Annotated in this window: 19 protein-coding genes and 1 pseudogene; 19 read left to right on the forward strand and 1 reads right to left on the reverse strand. The window is 39.2% G+C overall.

The window, feature by feature from the left end; genetic code table 11:
* Positions 1-17 precede the first annotated feature (17 nt).
* From BPOF4_RS05480 to BPOF4_RS05515, 8 genes are all read left to right on the forward strand, one after another.
* On the forward strand, positions 18-770 hold the full coding sequence (locus BPOF4_RS05480) for a 16S rRNA (uracil(1498)-N(3))-methyltransferase (protein ID WP_012958088.1): 753 nt from the start codon (positions 18-20) through the stop codon (positions 768-770).
* A 5-nt stretch (positions 771-775) separates the two neighbouring features.
* The gene (gene mtaB, locus BPOF4_RS05485; RefSeq protein WP_012958089.1) at positions 776-2,125 is read left to right on the forward strand and encodes a tRNA (N(6)-L-threonylcarbamoyladenosine(37)-C(2))-methylthiotransferase MtaB; all 1,350 of its coding nucleotides are present in this window, start codon (positions 776-778) and stop codon (positions 2,123-2,125) included.
* Positions 2,126-2,604: 479 nt separating this feature from the next.
* Positions 2,605-3,279, forward strand: coding sequence for a deoxyribose-phosphate aldolase (gene deoC / locus BPOF4_RS05490; RefSeq protein WP_012958090.1), 675 nt, complete (start codon positions 2,605-2,607; stop codon positions 3,277-3,279).
* Between the two features lie 181 nt (positions 3,280-3,460).
* A complete protein-coding gene (locus BPOF4_RS05495) occupies positions 3,461-4,189 on the forward strand; it encodes a TspO/MBR family protein (protein WP_012958091.1) in 729 nt (242 codons plus the stop codon).
* 225 nt (positions 4,190-4,414) lie between these two features.
* Entirely contained in the window at positions 4,415-5,389 is a 975-nt protein-coding gene (locus BPOF4_RS05500; protein WP_012958092.1) for a DMT family transporter, read from the forward strand.
* Between the two features lie 77 nt (positions 5,390-5,466).
* Positions 5,467-6,144 (forward strand): hypothetical protein, encoded by a 678-nt coding sequence (locus BPOF4_RS05505; protein WP_012958093.1) that lies wholly within the window; start codon positions 5,467-5,469, stop codon positions 6,142-6,144.
* A gap of 1 nt (position 6,145) precedes the next feature.
* Positions 6,146-6,661 carry a redoxin domain-containing protein gene (locus BPOF4_RS05510; RefSeq protein WP_012958094.1) on the forward strand — a complete coding sequence of 172 codons (516 nt, stop codon included), beginning with the start codon at positions 6,146-6,148 and terminating at the stop codon, positions 6,659-6,661.
* 96 nt (positions 6,662-6,757) lie between these two features.
* Positions 6,758-7,018 (forward strand): metal-sensitive transcriptional regulator, encoded by a 261-nt coding sequence (locus BPOF4_RS05515; RefSeq protein WP_012958095.1) that lies wholly within the window; start codon positions 6,758-6,760, stop codon positions 7,016-7,018.
* Positions 7,019-7,075: 57 nt separating this feature from the next.
* Here the strand turns inward: BPOF4_RS05515 and BPOF4_RS05520 are convergent, their stop codons facing one another.
* Positions 7,076-7,666, reverse strand: a complete 591-nt coding sequence (locus BPOF4_RS05520) for a TetR/AcrR family transcriptional regulator (RefSeq protein WP_012958096.1) — start codon at positions 7,664-7,666, stop codon at positions 7,076-7,078.
* Between the two features lie 221 nt (positions 7,667-7,887).
* Here BPOF4_RS05520 and BPOF4_RS05525 point away from each other — a divergent pair, with 221 nt between their 5' ends.
* The 11 genes and pseudogenes from BPOF4_RS05525 to BPOF4_RS05575 all read left to right on the forward strand — a co-directional run bounded on the left by BPOF4_RS05525 (position 7,888) and on the right by BPOF4_RS05575 (position 18,129).
* Complete coding sequence (locus BPOF4_RS05525; RefSeq protein WP_012958097.1) at positions 7,888-9,090, forward strand: thiolase family protein; 1,203 nt, start codon at positions 7,888-7,890, stop codon at positions 9,088-9,090.
* A gap of 53 nt (positions 9,091-9,143) precedes the next feature.
* Positions 9,144-9,554, forward strand: coding sequence for a MaoC family dehydratase (locus BPOF4_RS05530; protein ID WP_012958098.1), 411 nt, complete (start codon positions 9,144-9,146; stop codon positions 9,552-9,554).
* The gene (locus tag BPOF4_RS05535) at positions 9,551-10,288 is read left to right on the forward strand and encodes an SDR family NAD(P)-dependent oxidoreductase (protein WP_012958099.1); all 738 of its coding nucleotides are present in this window, start codon (positions 9,551-9,553) and stop codon (positions 10,286-10,288) included. The genes BPOF4_RS05530 and BPOF4_RS05535 overlap by 4 nt, the downstream gene beginning before the upstream one ends.
* Before the next feature lie 15 nt (positions 10,289-10,303).
* Positions 10,304-11,842, forward strand: a complete 1,539-nt coding sequence (locus BPOF4_RS05540) for a class I adenylate-forming enzyme family protein (protein WP_012958100.1) — start codon at positions 10,304-10,306, stop codon at positions 11,840-11,842.
* A gap of 31 nt (positions 11,843-11,873) precedes the next feature.
* Positions 11,874-13,160: a GntP family permease gene (locus BPOF4_RS05545; protein ID WP_012958101.1), complete on the forward strand. Its 1,287-nt coding sequence runs from the start codon at positions 11,874-11,876 to the stop codon at positions 13,158-13,160.
* 108 nt (positions 13,161-13,268) lie between these two features.
* Positions 13,269-14,684, forward strand: a complete 1,416-nt coding sequence (locus tag BPOF4_RS05550; protein WP_012958102.1) for an MBL fold metallo-hydrolase — start codon at positions 13,269-13,271, stop codon at positions 14,682-14,684.
* A 120-nt stretch (positions 14,685-14,804) separates the two neighbouring features.
* Entirely contained in the window at positions 14,805-15,506 is a 702-nt protein-coding gene (locus BPOF4_RS05555; protein ID WP_012958103.1) for an MgtC/SapB family protein, read from the forward strand.
* 166 nt (positions 15,507-15,672) lie between these two features.
* The gene (locus BPOF4_RS05560; protein ID WP_012958104.1) at positions 15,673-15,933 is read left to right on the forward strand and encodes a metal-sensitive transcriptional regulator; all 261 of its coding nucleotides are present in this window, start codon (positions 15,673-15,675) and stop codon (positions 15,931-15,933) included.
* A 116-nt stretch (positions 15,934-16,049) separates the two neighbouring features.
* Positions 16,050-16,616, forward strand: coding sequence for a sulfurtransferase TusA family protein (locus tag BPOF4_RS05565; protein ID WP_012958105.1), 567 nt, complete (start codon positions 16,050-16,052; stop codon positions 16,614-16,616).
* A gap of 65 nt (positions 16,617-16,681) precedes the next feature.
* Positions 16,682-17,812 (forward strand): annotated as a pseudogene (locus BPOF4_RS05570) (MBL fold metallo-hydrolase).
* A gap of 89 nt (positions 17,813-17,901) precedes the next feature.
* Positions 17,902-18,129 (forward strand): sulfurtransferase TusA family protein, encoded by a 228-nt coding sequence (locus BPOF4_RS05575; RefSeq protein ID WP_012958107.1) that lies wholly within the window; start codon positions 17,902-17,904, stop codon positions 18,127-18,129.
* Positions 18,130-18,175 lie beyond the last annotated feature (46 nt).

The following is an 18,175-nucleotide window of genomic DNA, read 5'->3' on the forward strand; positions in this document are numbered from 1 at the left end:
AAAGTGAGGACGATACAATGCAACGTTATTTTGTCTCAGAAGATCAATTAAATGGCTCAATTGTTACCATTACTGGTGATGATGTCAAACATATTGCCAGAGTGATGCGAATGCAAGAGGGCGAAGAGATCATTGTTTCAAATAATGCAGGAAGAACGGTGCTGGCTAAGCTCAAGAAATTGAGTGAAAGTGACATCCAAGCTGAAGTATTAGAAGAGCTGGATCCAAAGACAGAATTACCCATTAAGGTAACAGTTGCGCAAGGACTGCCTAAAGGTGATAAACTAGAGTTAATTACACAAAAAGGAACGGAGCTCGGTGTCAGCTGCTTTCAGCCCTTTCAAGCCTCACGCTCGATCGTAAAATGGGATATGAAAAAGGCAAAAAAGAAAGTTGAACGCCTTGAGAAGATTGCAAAAGAAGCGGCTGAGCAGTCATACCGAGAAATCATTCCTACTATCAAGGAAGCAGCTTCTTTTACCCAGCTCTTAGAAACGATTGAAAGCTACACGCATACTATTGTAGCTTATGAAGAGAGCGCAAAGACGGGTGAGGCAAGTAATCTGCACAACGTTTTGAACCAGGTAAAGTCAGGGGACTCCGTGTTAATCGTCATTGGTCCAGAAGGCGGATTAACAGAAGAAGAGGTAAGTGCACTTGAAGGGAAAGGCGCCGTATTATGCGGGCTTGGTCCTAGAATCATTCGAACAGAAACAGCCCCGCTTTATGTGATGGCGGCTATTTCTTATCATTTAGAATTAATGAGGTGAAGATAATGCCTACTGTGGCTTTTCATACATTAGGTTGTAAAGTAAATCATTATGAAACAGAAGCAATTTGGCAGCTGTTTAAACAAGAAGGTTACGAGAAAGTAGAGTATGAGCAAACATCAGACGTCTACGTTATTAACACTTGTACTGTAACCAATACAGGCGATAAAAAAAGCCGTCAAGTGATTCGTCGAGCGATTCGTAAAAATCCAGACGCGGTTATTTGTGTAACAGGTTGTTATGCTCAAACCTCTCCAGCTGAAATTATGGCCATTCCTGGGGTTGATATTGTAGTCGGGACTCAAGACCGTACGAAAATGATCGGCTACATTGAGCAGTTCAAAAAAGAGCGTGAGCCGATCAATGGGGTAGGAAACATTATGAAGTCTCGTGTATATGAGGAACTTGATGTCCCGGCATTTACCGATCGTACTCGTGCTTCTTTAAAAATCCAAGAGGGCTGTAACAATTTCTGTACCTTCTGTATCATCCCTTGGGCGCGCGGTCTTATGCGTTCACGTGACCCGAAAGATGTGATTAAACAAGCAACTCAGCTTGTAGAAGCAGGATACAAAGAAATTGTTCTCACTGGAATTCATACAGGCGGCTATGGCGAGGATCTAAAGGATTACAGCCTTGCTCGTCTCCTGGAAGATTTAGAGCAGGTAGATGGCTTAAAACGTATTCGTATCTCATCAATTGAGGCTAGTCAATTAACAGATGAAGTGATTGAGGTGATTGATCGCTCTGAAAAAGTCGTACGTCACTTACACATTCCGCTACAATCAGGTTCAAATACAGTTCTTAAGCGTATGCGCCGTAAATACACAATGGAATTCTTTGCTGAACGTCTTGATCGTTTGAAAGAAGTGCTTCCAGGTCTTGCCGTTACATCAGATGTCATTGTTGGTTTCCCTGGTGAGACAGAAGAAGAATTCCAAGAAACATTTGATTTTATTGCAAAGCATAAATTCAGTGAGCTTCATGTCTTCCCGTATTCAAAACGTACAGGGACACCAGCAGCGCGCATGGATGACCAAATTGATGAAGAAGTAAAGAATGAACGTGTACACCGTTTAATTGAACTTTCCAATCAATTAGCAAAAGAATATGCTTCTCAATTTGAAGGAGAGGTTCTTGAAGTGATTCCGGAAGAACGTGATAAAGAGAATCCTGAGAGCGGTTTGTATATTGGTTATACCGATAATTACCTAAAAGTAAAAGTGAAAGCAACGGATGAGATGATCGGTAAGATCGTTAAAGTAAAAATTGCAAAAGCCGGATACCCTTATAACAAAGGTGAATTTGTCCGCGTCTTAGATGATGCCGAGATAAAGCAAGCGGTAAACGGATAACGTAAGGAAGGATAAGACCATGAGTGATCATGGTCTTTTTCTTATGAGTGGAAGGAAAGGGTCCCTAGATTCCAACTGGCGCAATAATCGTCACGGTCTATACAATAGAGACTGACTATGACACATATTACTTCTCGACCGGCGCAATTACTGAGCTTTGACGCAATTACGTGTACAAAGAATACAATAACGCATTGGACGGACGCAATTATAAATGAAAGCAACACAATAAGACCTTACATCGGCACAATCATAAAATGGCAGCAATTTTAAATGCTCTCTAGCCAGGGTCTAAAGAGGTAATCGCTTCCAATAGAATGTCATATAAGGCTCTTATCTATGGTTATTTAGAAGCTTTCATCCATTTCAGGATACATATTTAGCATTTGTGTAAAAATAAGCTCGTCTAATTAGAACTTTTATGCTACGATAATAAAGAGGTACGTACAACTAATGCTAAAGAAAAGAGGCGCTGTAAAATGAGTCAATCAATTGCTAATTTAATCGATCACACAGCTTTAAAAGCGGATACAACAAAAGAACAAATTCTAACTCTTTGTGCTGAGGCAAAAGAATATAAGTTTGCATCAGTATGTGTAAACCCAACTTGGGTAGCGCTTGCAGCAGAGCAGTTAAAAGATGCAGAAGGTGTAGAAGTTTGTACGGTTATTGGCTTCCCGCTAGGTGCAAGTACTCCAGAAGTTAAAGCATTTGAAACGAAAAATGCGATTGAAAATGGTGCAACTGAAGTCGATATGGTGATTAACATCGCAGCACTTAAAGACAAAGATAATGAGCTTGTAGAGCGTGACATTCGTGCGGTTGTAGAAGCGGCGAAAGGGAAAGCTTTAACGAAAGTAATTATTGAGTCTTGTCTATTAACGGAAGAAGAAAAAATCCGTGCTTGTGAACTTTCTGTTAAAGCAGGCGCTGACTTTGTTAAAACATCTACTGGTTTTTCAACAGGCGGTGCTACAGTTGAAGATATCGCTCTAATGCGTAAGGTTGTTGGTCCAGAGCTAGGCGTGAAAGCTTCAGGCGGCGTTCGTGACCTTGAAGGTGCGCGTGCAATGGTTGATGCTGGTGCCACTAGAATTGGAGCAAGTGCCGGCGTTTCTATTGTGAACGGTGAAAAGTCTAACTCAGACTATTAATTCTGTATGAAAAAATGTAAGCAGACAACTGGGATACTCGGTTGCCTGCTTTTTATTTTGTTAAAGGATAGGTCTAATTGAGGAATGTAGCCCGTTTGTTTAATTCTTAACATATTCTCCCAATAAGTAGGGTATATGTATGACAAGACAATGTTTCTACAACTTGGGAGGAGTGTTCAACATGAATCGATCTTTAGCATTTTTCAACGCAGCTGCATTGATTGCCGTATTAATCGTAAACTATTTATCTAATGCCCTGCCAATCAACGGTCAAACAGCAGGTGAGATATCAGACCGCCTGAACGTAATGTTTACACCGGCTGGATATGTATTCTCCATTTGGGGATTTATTTATTTATTGCTTGTCATTTGGGTAGGGGCGCAGTTCTTCCCTAAAACGAAAAACAATCCAGTCTATGAAAAAGTGGGATTATGGTTTGTCATCAGCTGTGTATTTAATATAGCTTGGCTGCTGCTGTTCCATTATGAGTTCTTCAACCTGACGATGGTGGCAATGGCTGCACTTCTTATAAGCTTGATTGTGATCTACATTCGAATGGATGGAGTGAAGGATCCTTCAAAATTTAGAATTCCTTTTTCTGTCTATCTAGGTTGGGTGTCTGTAGCTACGATTGTTAATGTGGGGATTGTCCTTACGGTTAATAATGTAAGCACATTTGGTATTGCACCCGAAGTGTGGACAGCTATTTTATTAGTGGTAGGTACGGCTCTTGCGATCTGGTTTATGACCTATAATAATGATGTGATCTATCCAATGGTATTCATCTGGGCGTTTATCGGTATTGCTGTTGAGCGATCTGAATATCTAATCATCGTTTATACAGCATGGGCAATGGTTGGTCTTATTGCAGTACTAATTATTGTTCAATTCTTTAGAAGAAGAGCTTAATTACTTAACACAATTATATCTTTTGAAACTGCACTCTAGTTGTTAGACATCACTAATAATTAGGAGTGTAGTTTTTATATATAAGGAAGGTGATTCAACCATACATGATTAAATTGCCTTTTTTTTCTATCTATTTCATTTACACTTGAGCTTTAATGCGTTAAACTGAATTAAATTTCGTCAAACTAAATGTACCTTTATAAGAGTTAAGAAGAGGTGTTAACATTGAAAGCTATTTTAATTGGACTGCTTGCATCGGTATTCTTTTCACTTACCTTTATTTTAAACCGATCAATGGAGCTTGAGGGGGGAAGCTGGTATTGGAGCGCATCACTGCGTTTCTTTTTTATGGTGCCTTTTCTGCTCTTGATTGTGTGGCTGAGAGGAGGCCTGGCTGATTTATTTAAAGAAATGAAAAAGCATCCACGTGAATGGTTTATTTGGAGCTTTTTTGGGTTTGTGGTGTTTTATGCTCCGATTACGTATGCTGCTGGCTTCGGACCAGGATGGTTAATTGCAGGAACATGGCAAACAACGATTGTAGCGGGACTCCTTTTAGCTCCGCTATTCTATGAAACGATCCGGACGACAGACGGGGTTGTACGCAAACGTCAAAAGATATTACTTCATTCTTTATGGCCTTCTGTCATTATATTAGCAGGGGTATTTTTTGTTCAGCTTGAACAGAGTTCAGGGGTGTCTGCTCTTATTTTACTAGGAAGCGTTATCCCTGTTGTGATTGCAGCTTTTGCTTATCCTCTTGGTAATAGAAAGATGCTTGAGCTCGTTGATGGTTCAATTGACACATTTCAACGGGTACTTGGTATGACATTAATGAGTCTTCCTTGGTGGGTGTTACTCGCCGGCTATGGCATTATAGCAGAAGGCCTTCCGAGCCAGAGTCAGGTAACGCAGTCATTTATCGTAGCTTTGTCCTCAGGGATTATAGCGACTGTCCTATTTTTCTTTGCAACCAATCTAGTTAGACATGAGCCGCAAAAATTGGCAGCTGTAGAAGCGACACAGTCCGGTTCAGTTGTTTTTGCTTTTTTAGGCGAGTTATTGTTACTCGGAGGAGCATTCCCGTCTATAGTTGGGTTATTCGGGTTGCTAACCATTGTCACCGGCATGATTATTCATAGCTTTCATTCAAGAGGAAAACCTAAGCATGCCAAAACGGCAGCTGCAAAGTCCGTCTAATTAGATCCTGTCTTCTTTACAACATAACCAGAGTTAGTTATGATACCCCTATAGGTAGTTTGAAGGGTGGTAATAATATGAATGAGGTATGGTCGGTCGGCCCTTTTATTGTTAGACAATCATGGGTCGCCCTCATCGTCATTGTTTTACTCGGCTATTATTTAGCTAATCAATTTTTTTATGAGATGATGAATAGTACAAAGAAAGATTCTGAAGTTTTTTGGAATGGTTTTTTTGCCTTTTTTGTTACGTTTCAATTTTCTAAGTTAATTTTAAATCCTGCAGTGGCAATTGGTGACCCTATCGCCGTATTAGCGACCCCAAGCGGGGCAAATGAATGGATGCTCGCTTGGGTTGTGATGTGTGTCTATTTATGGTGGAGTACGAAAGAGGATGCTGCACTAAATACAACCGTCTTTATAAAAATAGCAGGTACCTATTTAATCATTGAGACGATGTATTATGCAGTCTTTCCATTCAATACGATGGAGGGAATAGTTGGTACAAATGTGATCTTGATGGGAATTAATACGTTAGCTCTTTTGTTTATCTATATACAATCCAAACGGCAAGAGACGCATACTCGTATGCTAGGCCAGTTCCTCATTTTATTTGGATTGATAAAGGGCCTGCTTTCTTTTTTTATCCCTATAAGAATGCTTGATTATTCTGTTCCGAGCTGGTTTTACTTTATGTATTTTATTGCTGGATTAATCATTTTATCAAACGAAACAAAGCGCAAGGAGGTATCCTAAGATGCGTGCCAAGCTAGTTTTACTTATCATGACAGGGTTCCTTGCATTTGGAGTGTTTGATTCTATAACGAGTGAATCTTCATTAAGCAAAGAGAAAACAGGGGACGGAGGTTCCGGCTATGCACCAGATTTTACATTAGAAACGTTAACTGGTGACAAGCTTTCTTTATCAGATTTTAGAGGAGAGCCGGTCATGATTAATTTCTGGGCAACATGGTGTCCTCCATGCCGAGCTGAGATGCCCGATATGGAGAGGTTTTATCAAGAGACTGATATCATTATCTTAGCAGTCAACCAAACAGGTTCTGAAGCATCGGTTGCGGGTGTTCAATCATTTACGGACGAATTAAATTTAACCTTCCCGATCCTTTTAGATGAAAAAGGGGAAGCTGCCTCTCTTTATAGTGTCCAGCCTCTGCCAACGTCTGTGTTCATTAACCGTGACGGCGAAGTCCATCATGTACAGGTTGGTGCGATGAATAAAGAAATGATGGAGCGGGTGTTAGCTGAGCTTTAGTAAAAATGGGTGTTCGTGTACAATTTTTCTAGAATCGGTTAGAATAGAATATAGAAAGAATACAGCAAAACCTTTAGTTGAAGGGGGTTGGAATAGATGGAATACACTCAAGAAATGAAAAATCGCTTAAAAAGAATCGAAGGTCAGGTACGAGGTGTATTACGCCTCATGGAAGAAGGCCAAGATTGTAAATCAGTGATTACACAAATGTCTGCAACAAAATCAGCAATGGACCGTGCGATGGCATTTGTCATTGCCAAAAACATGCAGCAATGTATCCTTGATCAAGTGGAAAAAGGTGAAGATGCTGATCAAGTAGTAGAAGAAGCCATTCAACTGTTAGTAAAAAGCAGATAATTAATTCAATACATTAACCAACCCCCTTCAGTTGTTAGAAGGGGGTTTTTAAGTTGGTTAGGTTTTCTTAAGACCTTCTAAGAGGATAGATAATAAGTAATTTTGTTCTTTTTCCAAATCAAACTTTTCATTCGAACACCAGTCATAAATATTCCCTCTTACTGCTTTTGTCATTTGAGCAGCAAGCACTTCACATGTCATATCATCTCGGATGCTGCCATCTTCTTGCCCTTTTTTTATAAACTTTTTTACTATATGAAAATAAGGCCTTTTCCTATCTGATACAAAGCTGTTTTGATCAGAACGTAAAACATTCATATAGATTGTTCGAACTGTATCTTTTCCAAGCTCATTTTCGAGATAGTGAACTTGGGCTTTATGGAGATTTGAAAGAAACTCTAGAGGAGTGAGCTGTGTTATTTGTTCTTGCTCATAAGCTATGTAAAAATCATCAATTTCTTTAAACTTTTCTAAAAAGATCTCATACTTTGATGAAAAGTGAGTATAGAAGGCCCCTTTCGAAGTGGCTGATTTTTTGACGATATCGCTTACTTTTACTTCATCAAATCCTCTTTCAGTAAATAATTCTAAAGCTGCATCTAAGATTTTTTTTCTAGTTAACATGGCTTTTTGCTGGCGATATTGCATAAGTACTTCACTCTTTCTCTTGAAATTTTCTTAAATAGTTTGACAATTCGGAGAAAAGGATTTAAAATCCCTATTAAGAGACCCTGGTCTGTTATTGAATGATAATAGATAAGTACATTTAATGACTTTTCATGTATTATTTTATCGTATTCGAAAGGTTTTGCCAAAATGGATTACAATATTGTAAGCGCTTTAATTGTGTGGGAAGGGTGATTATTTTAATGGAATGTGTGATAGTAGCGGGGAAAAGGTCTGCTTTTGGTAAATTTGGCGGAAGTTTAAAAGATTTTTCAACCGTTCAATTAAGTCAAGAATTAATGAAAGGGGTGCTTTTAAACCTAGCGATAGCACCCGAAGAAGTTCAAGAAGTTAACTGGGGAGTATGTACACAAGCAGAGGCAAAGGAAGTGATTGCACCTATTATTGCCAGACAGGCGCTGCTTAAAGCTGGACTTTCTCCACAAACTATATCACAAACGATTGATCAAGCTTGTTGTTCAGGGTTAGCAGCGTTAAAACAAAGCTACTATTCAATTAAAAGAGCAGAGAGCGAGGTCGTGTTAGCTGGTGGCGCAGAAGTAATGAGCCGTACACCGATGGTTGTTCCGGCATTAAGATGGGGAAATAGAATGGGGCATATGACCATTCATGACCCTGCATACGGCATTCGTTATCATGATTTTAACCTCGTTTCACAAGATGCTGCAGAGGTTGCTTTGGAGTATGGAATTGATAGGAATGAGCAAGATGAATTTGCCTATATGAGCCAATTAAATTGGGAGAGAGCTAACTCCCTTGGAAAGTTTAAAGCTGAAATTTATCCACTTGTAATAGAAGGAAGCAAAAAAGAAGTAATCTTTGATATGGATGAAGCCCCAAGACCGGGGACGACATTACAAAAATTAGCATCCCTACCGACGGTTTTTGATAGTCCGACAATCACCGCGGGCAATGCACCAGGGCTAAGTGACGGTGCGTGTTCCATGGTGTTAATGAAGAGGGATACTGCAATGGAGAAAGGTATCACGCCTTTAGCCGAAGTTATGGGAGTTGCTAGTGTTGCAGATGACCCAAGAAATATAGCGACTGTACCTGGCAGGGCTATACAGAAAGTTCTTAAAGAGGCAAACCTTTCAATAGACACTGTAAAAGTCATAGAAATTAATGAAGCTTTTGCAGCTGTACCTCTCGTTAGTTCACTAGTCATAGCGGAAGGAGATAAAGAAAAAGCAATGAAAATACGCGAAAAGATGAATGTTAATGGTGGGGCAATTGCTTTAGGCCATCCAGTAGGAGCTAGCGGTGCTAGGATTGTTCTAACTTTAATGAATGAACTTAAACGTCAAGGGGGAGGGTACGGGGTTGCTAGTATATGTGGTGGACTTGCTCAAGGAGAAGCTATTTTGATTAAAGTTGATCCATAATTTTTTTGTTCATTTAGAGACTATGGTCTCTTAAATAAAGGGGGGAAGGGATAATGAAGGTTGGAGATAAGAAGCATTATACTCGGACAATTTCAGAAAGTGATAATTATTTATTTGGAGGAATAATTGGTGATTCTAACCCTTGGCATTTTGATGAAGAGTTCTGTAAAAAAACAAAATTTGAAACGAGAATTGCCTACGGTATGTTATCATCCTCCTATTTTGCGACCATATTTTCTAAGATGTTTGATAAACCTGTATTATATCTAAGCCAAAATATCGAATTTTTAAAGCCGGTAAAATTAAATGATACCGTAACAGCAGAATGCGAGATAAAGCAAATAAATGGTGATAAAGTAACACTTTTAACCTCTGCGTTTAATCAAGCAGGTGACAAAGTGATATCAGGGGAAGCGAAGTTATTAGTCATTGAAGATATTGAGAATTGGGGGAAAAACAAATGAATGTTGAAGGTAAAATTGCATTTGTCACTGGAGGAGGGAGTGGGATTGGAGCTGCTATCTCACAAAAACTAGACCGCGAAGGCGCTTCTGTTATTATTTTTGACCTCAACGAAGAAGGAAGACAAGTAGCAGATTCATTACGTAATGATTGTCTGTTTGTACAAGGTAATGTAGCGGATCAAAACGACGTAAAGAATGGGGTACAGCGTGCACTAGAAAGGTTTGGGCGTATTGATATTCTGATAAATAATGCGGGTATATTTCGAGATCAAAAGCTGACGAAAATGACTGAAGAAGAGTGGGAAATAGTAATGAACGTTAATCTTAAGGGGGCATTTTTAACTTTAAAAGAAATAAGCCCTTTAATGAAAGAGCAAGGTTACGGAAAGGTCGTTAACATTTCTTCTGTGTCTCACAAAGGGAATTTTGGTCAAGCGAACTATTCGGCATCAAAAGCAGGGCTCGTCTCACTTACGAATACAGCAGCACTAGAGCTTGCACCAGAAGTTACAGTTAATGTAATTGCACCTGGCTCCATTGATACCCCTTTGTTTCAATCCATGGATGAAAAAGGGAAAGAAAAATTTATTAATAAGATCCCTATGAAGCGAGTAGGTCAACCTGAGGAAATTGCTCAAGCTGTATTATTTTATGCATCAGATGCTTCTAGCTATATTACAGGTACATTGCTAGAAGTAGATGGGGGATTGACGACAGGATTAAATTTACGATGAGAGGATGACTGTAACATGTTTAATATGGATTTTTTAAATGTTGGAATGATGTTAAGGCGTAATGCCATCCATTATCCTGACAAATTAGCGGTAGTACATGGTGAGGATAGACTAACTTATAAAGAATTTAACAGAAGAGTCAATCGTTTATCAAATGCCTTATTAAAAAACGGGTTAACAAAAGGTGACCGTATTGCAATGCTTCTACCTAATAGTTTAGAAATGCTTGAACTGTTTTGGGCCACTGCAAAAATAGGTGTAGTGATCGTGCCTTTAAATCCAATGGTACGCGGGAAAGATAATGTTTATCAATTAAATGATTGTTGTCCTAAAATGATCGTATTTCATAAAACATATGAACAAGATATCGTTTTAATTAAAGATCAACTTGATTACATTGAGTTTTTTATTTCTACATGTGAGCACTCAACTAACTTCACAAACTATCAAGCTTTTATTAAAAGCAGTCATGACAACGAGCCAAACGTAAGTGTAAGTGAGGAAGATGTGGCGAATATTATGTACTCATCTGGCACGACTGGTTTGCCTAAAGGAATTATTCATACTCACAAAACGAGAATTATGTACGCTTTTCTATGGGGGATGGAATATGGAGTAACGTATAACAGTAAAGTATTAGCAACAGGAAGTCTGGTTTTTAATGGATCTGTAGCTTTTATGTATCCTGCTATATGTGCTGGTGCCACATATATCCTCGAATCTAAATTTGATAAAGACACTGTTATGAATACGATTGAGCGTGAGTCAGTGACACATACAATGATGGTCCCTACTCAAGTCATTACAACGTTAGATCACCCTGATTATAAGCCGGAGAGATTATCTTCATTACAAGTGTTGCTGACATTAGGTTCTCCTCTGCCAAGAAATCGAAAAGAACAGATAGGCGAAGAGCTGCCCGGCAGGTTATTTGAACTATATGGCTTAACAGAAGGTTTTCTCACTACGCTGCGTCCCGATTTTGTTCTTGAAAAACCCACATCAGTTGGTCCGCCAATGATTTTTAATGAGTTTAAAATCATTGATGAAAAGGAAGCGGAAGTGCCCATTGGAGAAGTGGGGGAAATTGTAGGTCGTGGACCAACTTTAATGAGTGGTTATTTAAATAAAGAAGAAGAAACAAATGCCTCCATGCTTGATGATAAATGGATCAAAACAGGTGATCTGGGATACACAGATGAGGAAGGATACATTTATCTAGTCGACCGAAAGAAAGACATGATTATTTCTGGGGGAGTCAATGTGTTCCCTAGAGACATTGAAGAAATTGTTAGTACACATGAGGCGGTTTCTCAAGTCGCTGTTGTAGGGATCCCTGATGAAAAATGGGGTGAAATACCTTTAGCGCAAGTTGTTCTTAAGGATGGGATAGACATTCAAGAAGAAGAATTAATGCTCTGGGTTAATGATAGGGTTCCTGCAAAGTTCCAAAGATTGAAAGCGTTATCAATTGTAGGTGATATGCCAAAAAATGCTTCAGGTAAAATCTTAAAAAGACAAATAAGAGAGCAGTATCAAAAATCCTTAAAATAGTAACCTAGTATAAGTAGAAGGGAGACATATTATGATAGGAATATTTTTAAGTCTCATACTCTTAATGGTACTTGCTTATAGAGGGTGGTCCATAATCTGGATTGCTCCAATCTGTGCAGGTGTGGTAGCGATTACTGGCGGATTGGATTTACTTGAAGCTTACAAAGATACCTACATGGGTGGATTTGTAGGTTTTGCACAAACGTGGTTTCCGGTATTTATGCTAGGAGCTATTTTTGGGAAATTGATGGAGTATACCGGTATGGCACGATCAGTTGCCGTATGGATCACAAAAGCATTAGGCACTAAACATGCTATTTTAGCTGTTATTTTATCAGCCTCTGTGTTGACGTATGGGGGAGTCAGTGTATTTGTTGTCGTATTTGCGGTATATCCACTAGCTCTAAGTTTATTTAGAGAAGCCAATATACCCCGTCGACTTATGCCAGGAACAATTGCCTTAGGTGCATTTACCTTTACGATGACGGCTTTGCCAGGGACGCCGCAAATTCAAAATCTTATTCCTATGGATTATTATTTCACATCTGCTGCTGCAGCACCTATAATGGGTGTTTCGTCAGCCTTAGTAATGGGAGTTGGCGGCTTCTTATATCTTAGATGGAGAGAGAAATCTTTAAAAGCAGCAGGGGAAGGGTATACAGAACCTAAAGGATCAGATACACAGGATAAAAAAGAAGAAAAAAATCCTCATATTCTTTTATCTATATTACCTCTTATTTCTGTAGTATTTACATTGAATTTTCTAGATTTGGATATTGTCATTGCTCTTCTCACTGGAATTGTATTAATTATGCTGCTTAGTTTCCATAAGTGGAAAGGATTTGTAAAAGCTATTAATGGCGGGGCAAGTGGTTCAGTTATTGCGATTATTAATACAAGTGCCGCTGTAGGATTTGGTACAGTGGTTAGGACGGTGCCTGGGTTTGAGAGGTTAACAGATTTTCTTCTCGGTATTCAAGGCAGCCCGCTCATATCACAAGCAGTCGCTATAAACGTATTAGCAGGGGCAACTGGCTCTGCATCTGGAGGGTTAGGTATCGCATTAGAAGCCTTAGGAAGTCGGTATTATGAAATTGCCCAAGCAACAGGGATGAGTCCAGAAGCATTTCACCGGGTAGCTTCGATTGCTTCAGGCGGTTTAGATGCACTCCCTCATAATGGTGCTGTCCTCACGCTGCTTGCTATTACTGGAATGACGCACAAAGATTCATATAAGGACATTGCAGTCGTGGCTGTTTTAATTCCGGTACTGTCCGTCATACCAGCTATTATCTTAGCTAGTATCGGTATCCTGTAATTTTCTAATCTTAAGGCGAGAGATTTTTCTCTCGCCTTATTTTAGGATTAACTCTCATGAAAACGGGGAACATAAACGGTAGACTATAAACCATAGGAGGTATATTTTATGTTCTTTCGTTCTTTCTTTGATGAGAAGTTAGCTCACATGTCCTATTTGATTGGGTGTCAGAAAACGGGTGAAGCTATCATTGTCGACCCAGGCCGCAACCTGACACCCTATTTTGAAGTAGCAAAAAAAGAAGGATTCACTATATCAGCTGTAACAGAAACGCATATTCATGCCGACTATGCATCAGGTGCAAAAGAATTAGCTGAGCTGTTTAATGTACATCTCTATCTATCCGATGAGGGGGATAAAGATTGGAAGTATGAATTTGCAAAAGATGTAGGTGCCACGCTTGTAAAAGAAGGCGATGAATTTTCGATTGGCGGTGTTCATTTAAAAGTGATGCACACGCCAGGTCATACGCCTGAGAGTATTTCTATTTTATTAACAGATAAAGGCGGCGGAGCTCGTGAACCAATGGGGGTATTTACTGGTGATTTCTTATTTGTTGGTGATGTCGGCAGACCTGATCTATTAGAGAAGTCTGCTGGCTCTGCAGGAACTGCTAAGGTTGGAGCAAAGGATATGTTTGCATCACTGCAAAAGGCAAGAAATTTATCAGATGACCTGCAAATATGGCCTGCTCATGGTGCAGGGAGTGCTTGTGGAAAATCTCTCGGTGCTGTTCCGGTAAGTACAATTGGTTATGAAAGGAAACATAATTGGGCATTTCAAATAACTGATGAAGATGAGTTTGTGGATGAACTATTATCGAGCCAGCCAGAGCCGCCAACGTATTTTGGCGTAATGAAAAAATTAAATAAAAAAGGGGCAGAACAAAAGCCGGGCAACATGCCTAGAAGACTTCAGTCACTTTCGGACCTAAAGGAAATGATTGATGATCATGTCTATGTTCTAGACACAAGAAAGTCTCCATTGTTTGCTTATGGTCATATTAAAGAGGCTGTGAACATATCGATTGAAAAGTCATTTACAAACTGGGCAGGGTGGCTTGTTCCTTATGATAAAGATTTAATTGTAGTTGTAGAAGAAGAGAAACTAGATGAAGTGATCACTGCTCTTCAATCTATAGGACTTGATCGCACCATTGCGTTTATCGATCAAAAAACAATCGAACAAGATGTCACACTGCCAATGTACAAACAAGTTGATGTTCATGAAGCTTACCAAACTGTTCGATCAAGTGAGGCGGCCTTGATTGATGTGAGAAATGACGACGAATGGACAAACGGCCATGCACCTGAAGCGATCCATGCTTTTTTAGGCCACATTGAAGACCATTTGGAAGATCTGCCAAAAGATCAACCCTTATATGTTCTTTGTGGCTCGGGTGTCCGTTCAGCTATTGCGGTAAGTGTACTGCAAAAACACGGATTTGATCGAGTTGTTAATGTTAAAGGCGGGTTTACTGCTTGGGTAGGGGCAGATCTCCCTGTCACAAAAGATGAATCATGATAGCGAGTATCTGCTAAGTACCTTCACTATGCGTGAGGGTGCTTTTTCCCTTCTCTTTTAATAGGTGGAAGAACATTTGATGTATAATAGAAAACATTAATATAGAGAGGAGTCGGTTAAATGGAAGATATTTTTGAAATGATTGTTTATAATCCTGCATTACATAAGTTATCCTTAGCTGCAGCTGCCGGTCTTATCATCGGTCTTGAGCGTGAATTAAAAGGTAAGCCTTTAGGGCTGAAAACATGCTTAATCGTTGCAGTAACAGCGTGTCTTCTAACGATTGTTTCCTATGAATCAGCCTTTTTGTTTTCAGAAGCTTATTCACGTCCGATGGATCCGGGGCGTATTCCATCTTATGTGATTAGCGGAATTGGGTTTTTAGGAGCCGGTGTTATTTTGAGAAGAAATAATGATGCGATTTCTGGATTAACGACCGCATCTCTTGTATTGGCATCTGCTGGCTTAGGCATTACCATTGGGGTGGGCTTTTATGTAGAAGCATTATTAGGAGTCTTCTTTATGATTCTTGGCGTACGAATTATTCCTGATCTCATGTCTTGGATAGGGCCGAAGAAATTAAAAAATATTGAAGTGCGAGCAAAAATTTATATTAAAAAAGATACAGACTTAACTAGCTTTCTAAAAGAAGTGAAAAATAAAAACTTTGGAATCAGGCGCGTAAAAGTAAAAGAAGAAGCAGAAGATATTATTATTTCATGTATTGTGGTTACGAGCAGAGATGTCTATACGACAGATGTTTATTACGCATTAAAATCCTCTGAAAATGTATTACAAGTGGAGGTTGAGAATATCACCTAAGAGAAAGTCACTTTTCAAAGTGGCTTTTTATATAAAGTTATATACCCCCTTGTGTATATTTTGTGTGTGTGCTATTATAGGTCATAGGGTATCTGATTATTGATACTATCTTGCAATTAGAATAGATGAATAATATAAATGACTACAAGCAGAAAGGGGATTTACTATGGAGTATTCACAAGATATGAAAAACCGCTTAAAGCGTATTGAAGGTCAAGTTCGTGGGATTCTTCGTCTTATGGAAGAAGAAAAAGACTGTAAGAATGTTATTACCCAAATGTCTGCAGTAAAGTCTGCAACAGATCGTGCCATGGCCTATATTATCGCTAAAAATATGCAGCAATGTATTATCGATGAAGTAGAAAAAGGCGAGCAAGCGGATCAAGTCGTAGAAGAAGCCATTCAACTGTTAGTGAAATCTAGATAATTTTTTTGGTTTTAAATATACCTAAACGGGTATAAGTAAAAAAGAGTTGACTAATTAAAAATCATATGTATAATATAGATATACGGGTAAGGGTATTATAAAAGGAGGCAAACAAAATGACAATCAAAGCAGATCATGTATTAGATGCAAAAGGATTATCTTGTCCAATGCCAATTGTTAAAACGAAAAAAACGTTAGATGGAATTGAACCAGGCCAAGTACTTGAGGTTCAAGCAACAGATAAAGGCTCACTTGCTGATCTTAAAGCATGGGCTGGCTCAACAGGCCATCAATATTTAGGCACTATTGAAGAAGGAGACACGCTTGTTCATTACATTCGTAAAGCGAGTGCAAATGAGGAAAAAGAAGAAGTTGACTTCGCAAATGTGATCTCTAATGAAGAGCTTGAAGCAAAAATCGGCAGTGAGAATGTAACAATCCTTGATGTGCGTGAACCAGCTGAATATGCATTCTCGCATATCCCAACAGCAGCTTCTATTCCTTTAGGTGAGCTTGAGTCACGCTTAGGTGAATTGAACCAAGATCATGAAGTGTATGTTGTCTGCCGTACAGGTTCTAGAAGTGCGATGGCGGCCCAATTGCTTCAAGACAATGGTTTTACAAATGTGACAAATGTAAAGCCTGGAATGACAGCATGGAATGGTAAAACTGAAAGTAAATAATTCTTTTCTGAAAAGAATGGACTAATAAATGCAACAGATGAACAAATACTATGGAGGTGTGATTCATGGCTGTAAAAGCAATGAAAGCAGGAGTTTTAGCGAAGACGGTTATCAAATAAGGAGAATTATTTATTCTTGATGTCAGAAATACGGACCAATATGATGATTGGAAAGTTGAAGGCGATGGGATTGTAACGATGAATAAGCCATACTTTGACCTTATTGAAGGGGTTGATGATATTCTTGATCAAATCCCAGCAGATAAAGAGGTATTAGTCGTCTGTGCGAAGGAAGGCTCATCTATCTTTGTTGCTGAGCAATTAGCAGAGGCAACAGGGCGTGACATTCATTACCTTGAAGGTGGAATGAAAGCGTGGAGTGAGCATCTTGAGCCGGTTAAAGTTGGAGAACTTGACGGCGGCGGCAGTTTGTATCAATTTGTCCGCCTAGGCAAGGGCTGTCTTTCTTACATGATTGTATCTGGAAATGAAGGGGCCATGATTGACCCGCTTCGTCTTGTAGATCAATATGACGCTTTTGCCAATAAATTAGGGATCAAAGTTCTTCATATGTTTGATACTCATCTGCATGCAGATCATATTTCTGGCGGACGCCGCTTAGCGGAAGCAACAGGTGGTACGTATTACCTGCCGCCAAAGGATGCTGGGGAGGTAACGTTTAAATTTGAGCCTCTTGAAGACGGAATGGAAGTGACTTTTGGCGAGGCAAATGTACGAGTGAAAGCCGTTTATTCACCTGGTCATACGATTGGAAGCACGTCTTTAATCGTTAATGATACGTATTTATTCACAGGTGACATTCTATTCCTTGATTCAATCGGTCGTCCGGATCTTGCTGGACTTGCAGAAGATTGGGTAGGAGATTTACGCGAATCATTGTATGTCCGCTATAAAAACTTAGATCAAGATTTATTAGTCTTGCCAGCTCATTTTGCTAAATTGAAAGAGTTGGATGATCAAGGAAGAGTATTTGCTCGTTTAGGTGACCTATATAAAGAAAATCATGGGTTAATGATTGATGATGAAGAGGAGTTTCGTCGTGTAGTATCTGAAAACCTGCCGCCGCAGCCGAACTCTTATCAAGAAATCAGAAAAACGAACATGGGTATCTTAACACCTAATAAAGAGGAAGAAACAGAGATGGAGATCGGTCCAAACCGTTGTGCCGTATCTTAATCAATAAATGATATTTAGTATTTAACTAAATCTATTTAGCCAAATCTATTTAACCAATTAATTTAACCAATCTAAGGAGATGATTTTTAATGAACAGTAACAAAGTATTAAACGCAGAAGGTCTAGCTTGTCCAATGCCGGTAGTAAAAACAAAGAAAGAAATGGATACACTTGAATCAGGTCAAATTCTTGAAATCCATGCAACTGATAAAGGTGCTGAGGCTGATATGGCAGCTTGGGCTAAAACATCTGGACACGAATTAATTCATCAAGAACAAGACGGAAATGTATTTAAATTCTGGATTAAAAAAGGTTAATACTAGCTGTAATAGTGAGTGGGTCTAATAGAGACCTGCTCACTCA

Origin of the sequence: Alkalihalophilus pseudofirmus OF4 (assembly GCF_000005825.2) — a bacterium.
GTDB lineage: Bacteria > Bacillota > Bacilli > Bacillales > Bacillaceae_D > Alkalihalophilus > Alkalihalophilus pseudofirmus.

Excerpts from the sequence above, each read along its gene's own strand:
- mtaB (WP_012958089.1), top strand. The coding sequence starts at position 776 with ATGCCTACTGTGGCTTTTCATACATTAGGTTGTAAAGTAAATCATTAT.
- BPOF4_RS05540 (WP_012958100.1), top strand. The coding sequence starts at position 10,304 with ATGTTTAATATGGATTTTTTAAATGTTGGAATGATGTTAAGGCGTAAT.
- BPOF4_RS05560 (WP_012958104.1), top strand. The coding sequence starts at position 15,673 with ATGGAGTATTCACAAGATATGAAAAACCGCTTAAAGCGTATTGAAGGT.
- BPOF4_RS05505 (WP_012958093.1), top strand. The coding sequence starts at position 5,467 with ATGAATGAGGTATGGTCGGTCGGCCCTTTTATTGTTAGACAATCATGG.
- BPOF4_RS05525 (WP_012958097.1), top strand. The coding sequence starts at position 7,888 with ATGGAATGTGTGATAGTAGCGGGGAAAAGGTCTGCTTTTGGTAAATTT.
- BPOF4_RS05575 (WP_012958107.1), top strand. The coding sequence starts at position 17,902 with ATGAACAGTAACAAAGTATTAAACGCAGAAGGTCTAGCTTGTCCAATG.
- BPOF4_RS05495 (WP_012958091.1), top strand. The coding sequence starts at position 3,461 with ATGAATCGATCTTTAGCATTTTTCAACGCAGCTGCATTGATTGCCGTA.
- deoC (WP_012958090.1), top strand. The coding sequence starts at position 2,605 with ATGAGTCAATCAATTGCTAATTTAATCGATCACACAGCTTTAAAAGCG.
- BPOF4_RS05565 (WP_012958105.1), top strand. The coding sequence starts at position 16,050 with ATGACAATCAAAGCAGATCATGTATTAGATGCAAAAGGATTATCTTGT.
- BPOF4_RS05480 (WP_012958088.1), top strand. The coding sequence starts at position 18 with ATGCAACGTTATTTTGTCTCAGAAGATCAATTAAATGGCTCAATTGTT.
- BPOF4_RS05520 (WP_012958096.1), bottom strand. The coding sequence starts at position 7,666 with ATGCAATATCGCCAGCAAAAAGCCATGTTAACTAGAAAAAAAATCTTA.
- BPOF4_RS05510 (WP_012958094.1), top strand. The coding sequence starts at position 6,146 with ATGCGTGCCAAGCTAGTTTTACTTATCATGACAGGGTTCCTTGCATTT.
- BPOF4_RS05515 (WP_012958095.1), top strand. The coding sequence starts at position 6,758 with ATGGAATACACTCAAGAAATGAAAAATCGCTTAAAAAGAATCGAAGGT.
- BPOF4_RS05545 (WP_012958101.1), top strand. The coding sequence starts at position 11,874 with ATGATAGGAATATTTTTAAGTCTCATACTCTTAATGGTACTTGCTTAT.
- BPOF4_RS05530 (WP_012958098.1), top strand. The coding sequence starts at position 9,144 with ATGAAGGTTGGAGATAAGAAGCATTATACTCGGACAATTTCAGAAAGT.
- BPOF4_RS05550 (WP_012958102.1), top strand. The coding sequence starts at position 13,269 with ATGTTCTTTCGTTCTTTCTTTGATGAGAAGTTAGCTCACATGTCCTAT.
- BPOF4_RS05535 (WP_012958099.1), top strand. The coding sequence starts at position 9,551 with ATGAATGTTGAAGGTAAAATTGCATTTGTCACTGGAGGAGGGAGTGGG.
- BPOF4_RS05555 (WP_012958103.1), top strand. The coding sequence starts at position 14,805 with ATGGAAGATATTTTTGAAATGATTGTTTATAATCCTGCATTACATAAG.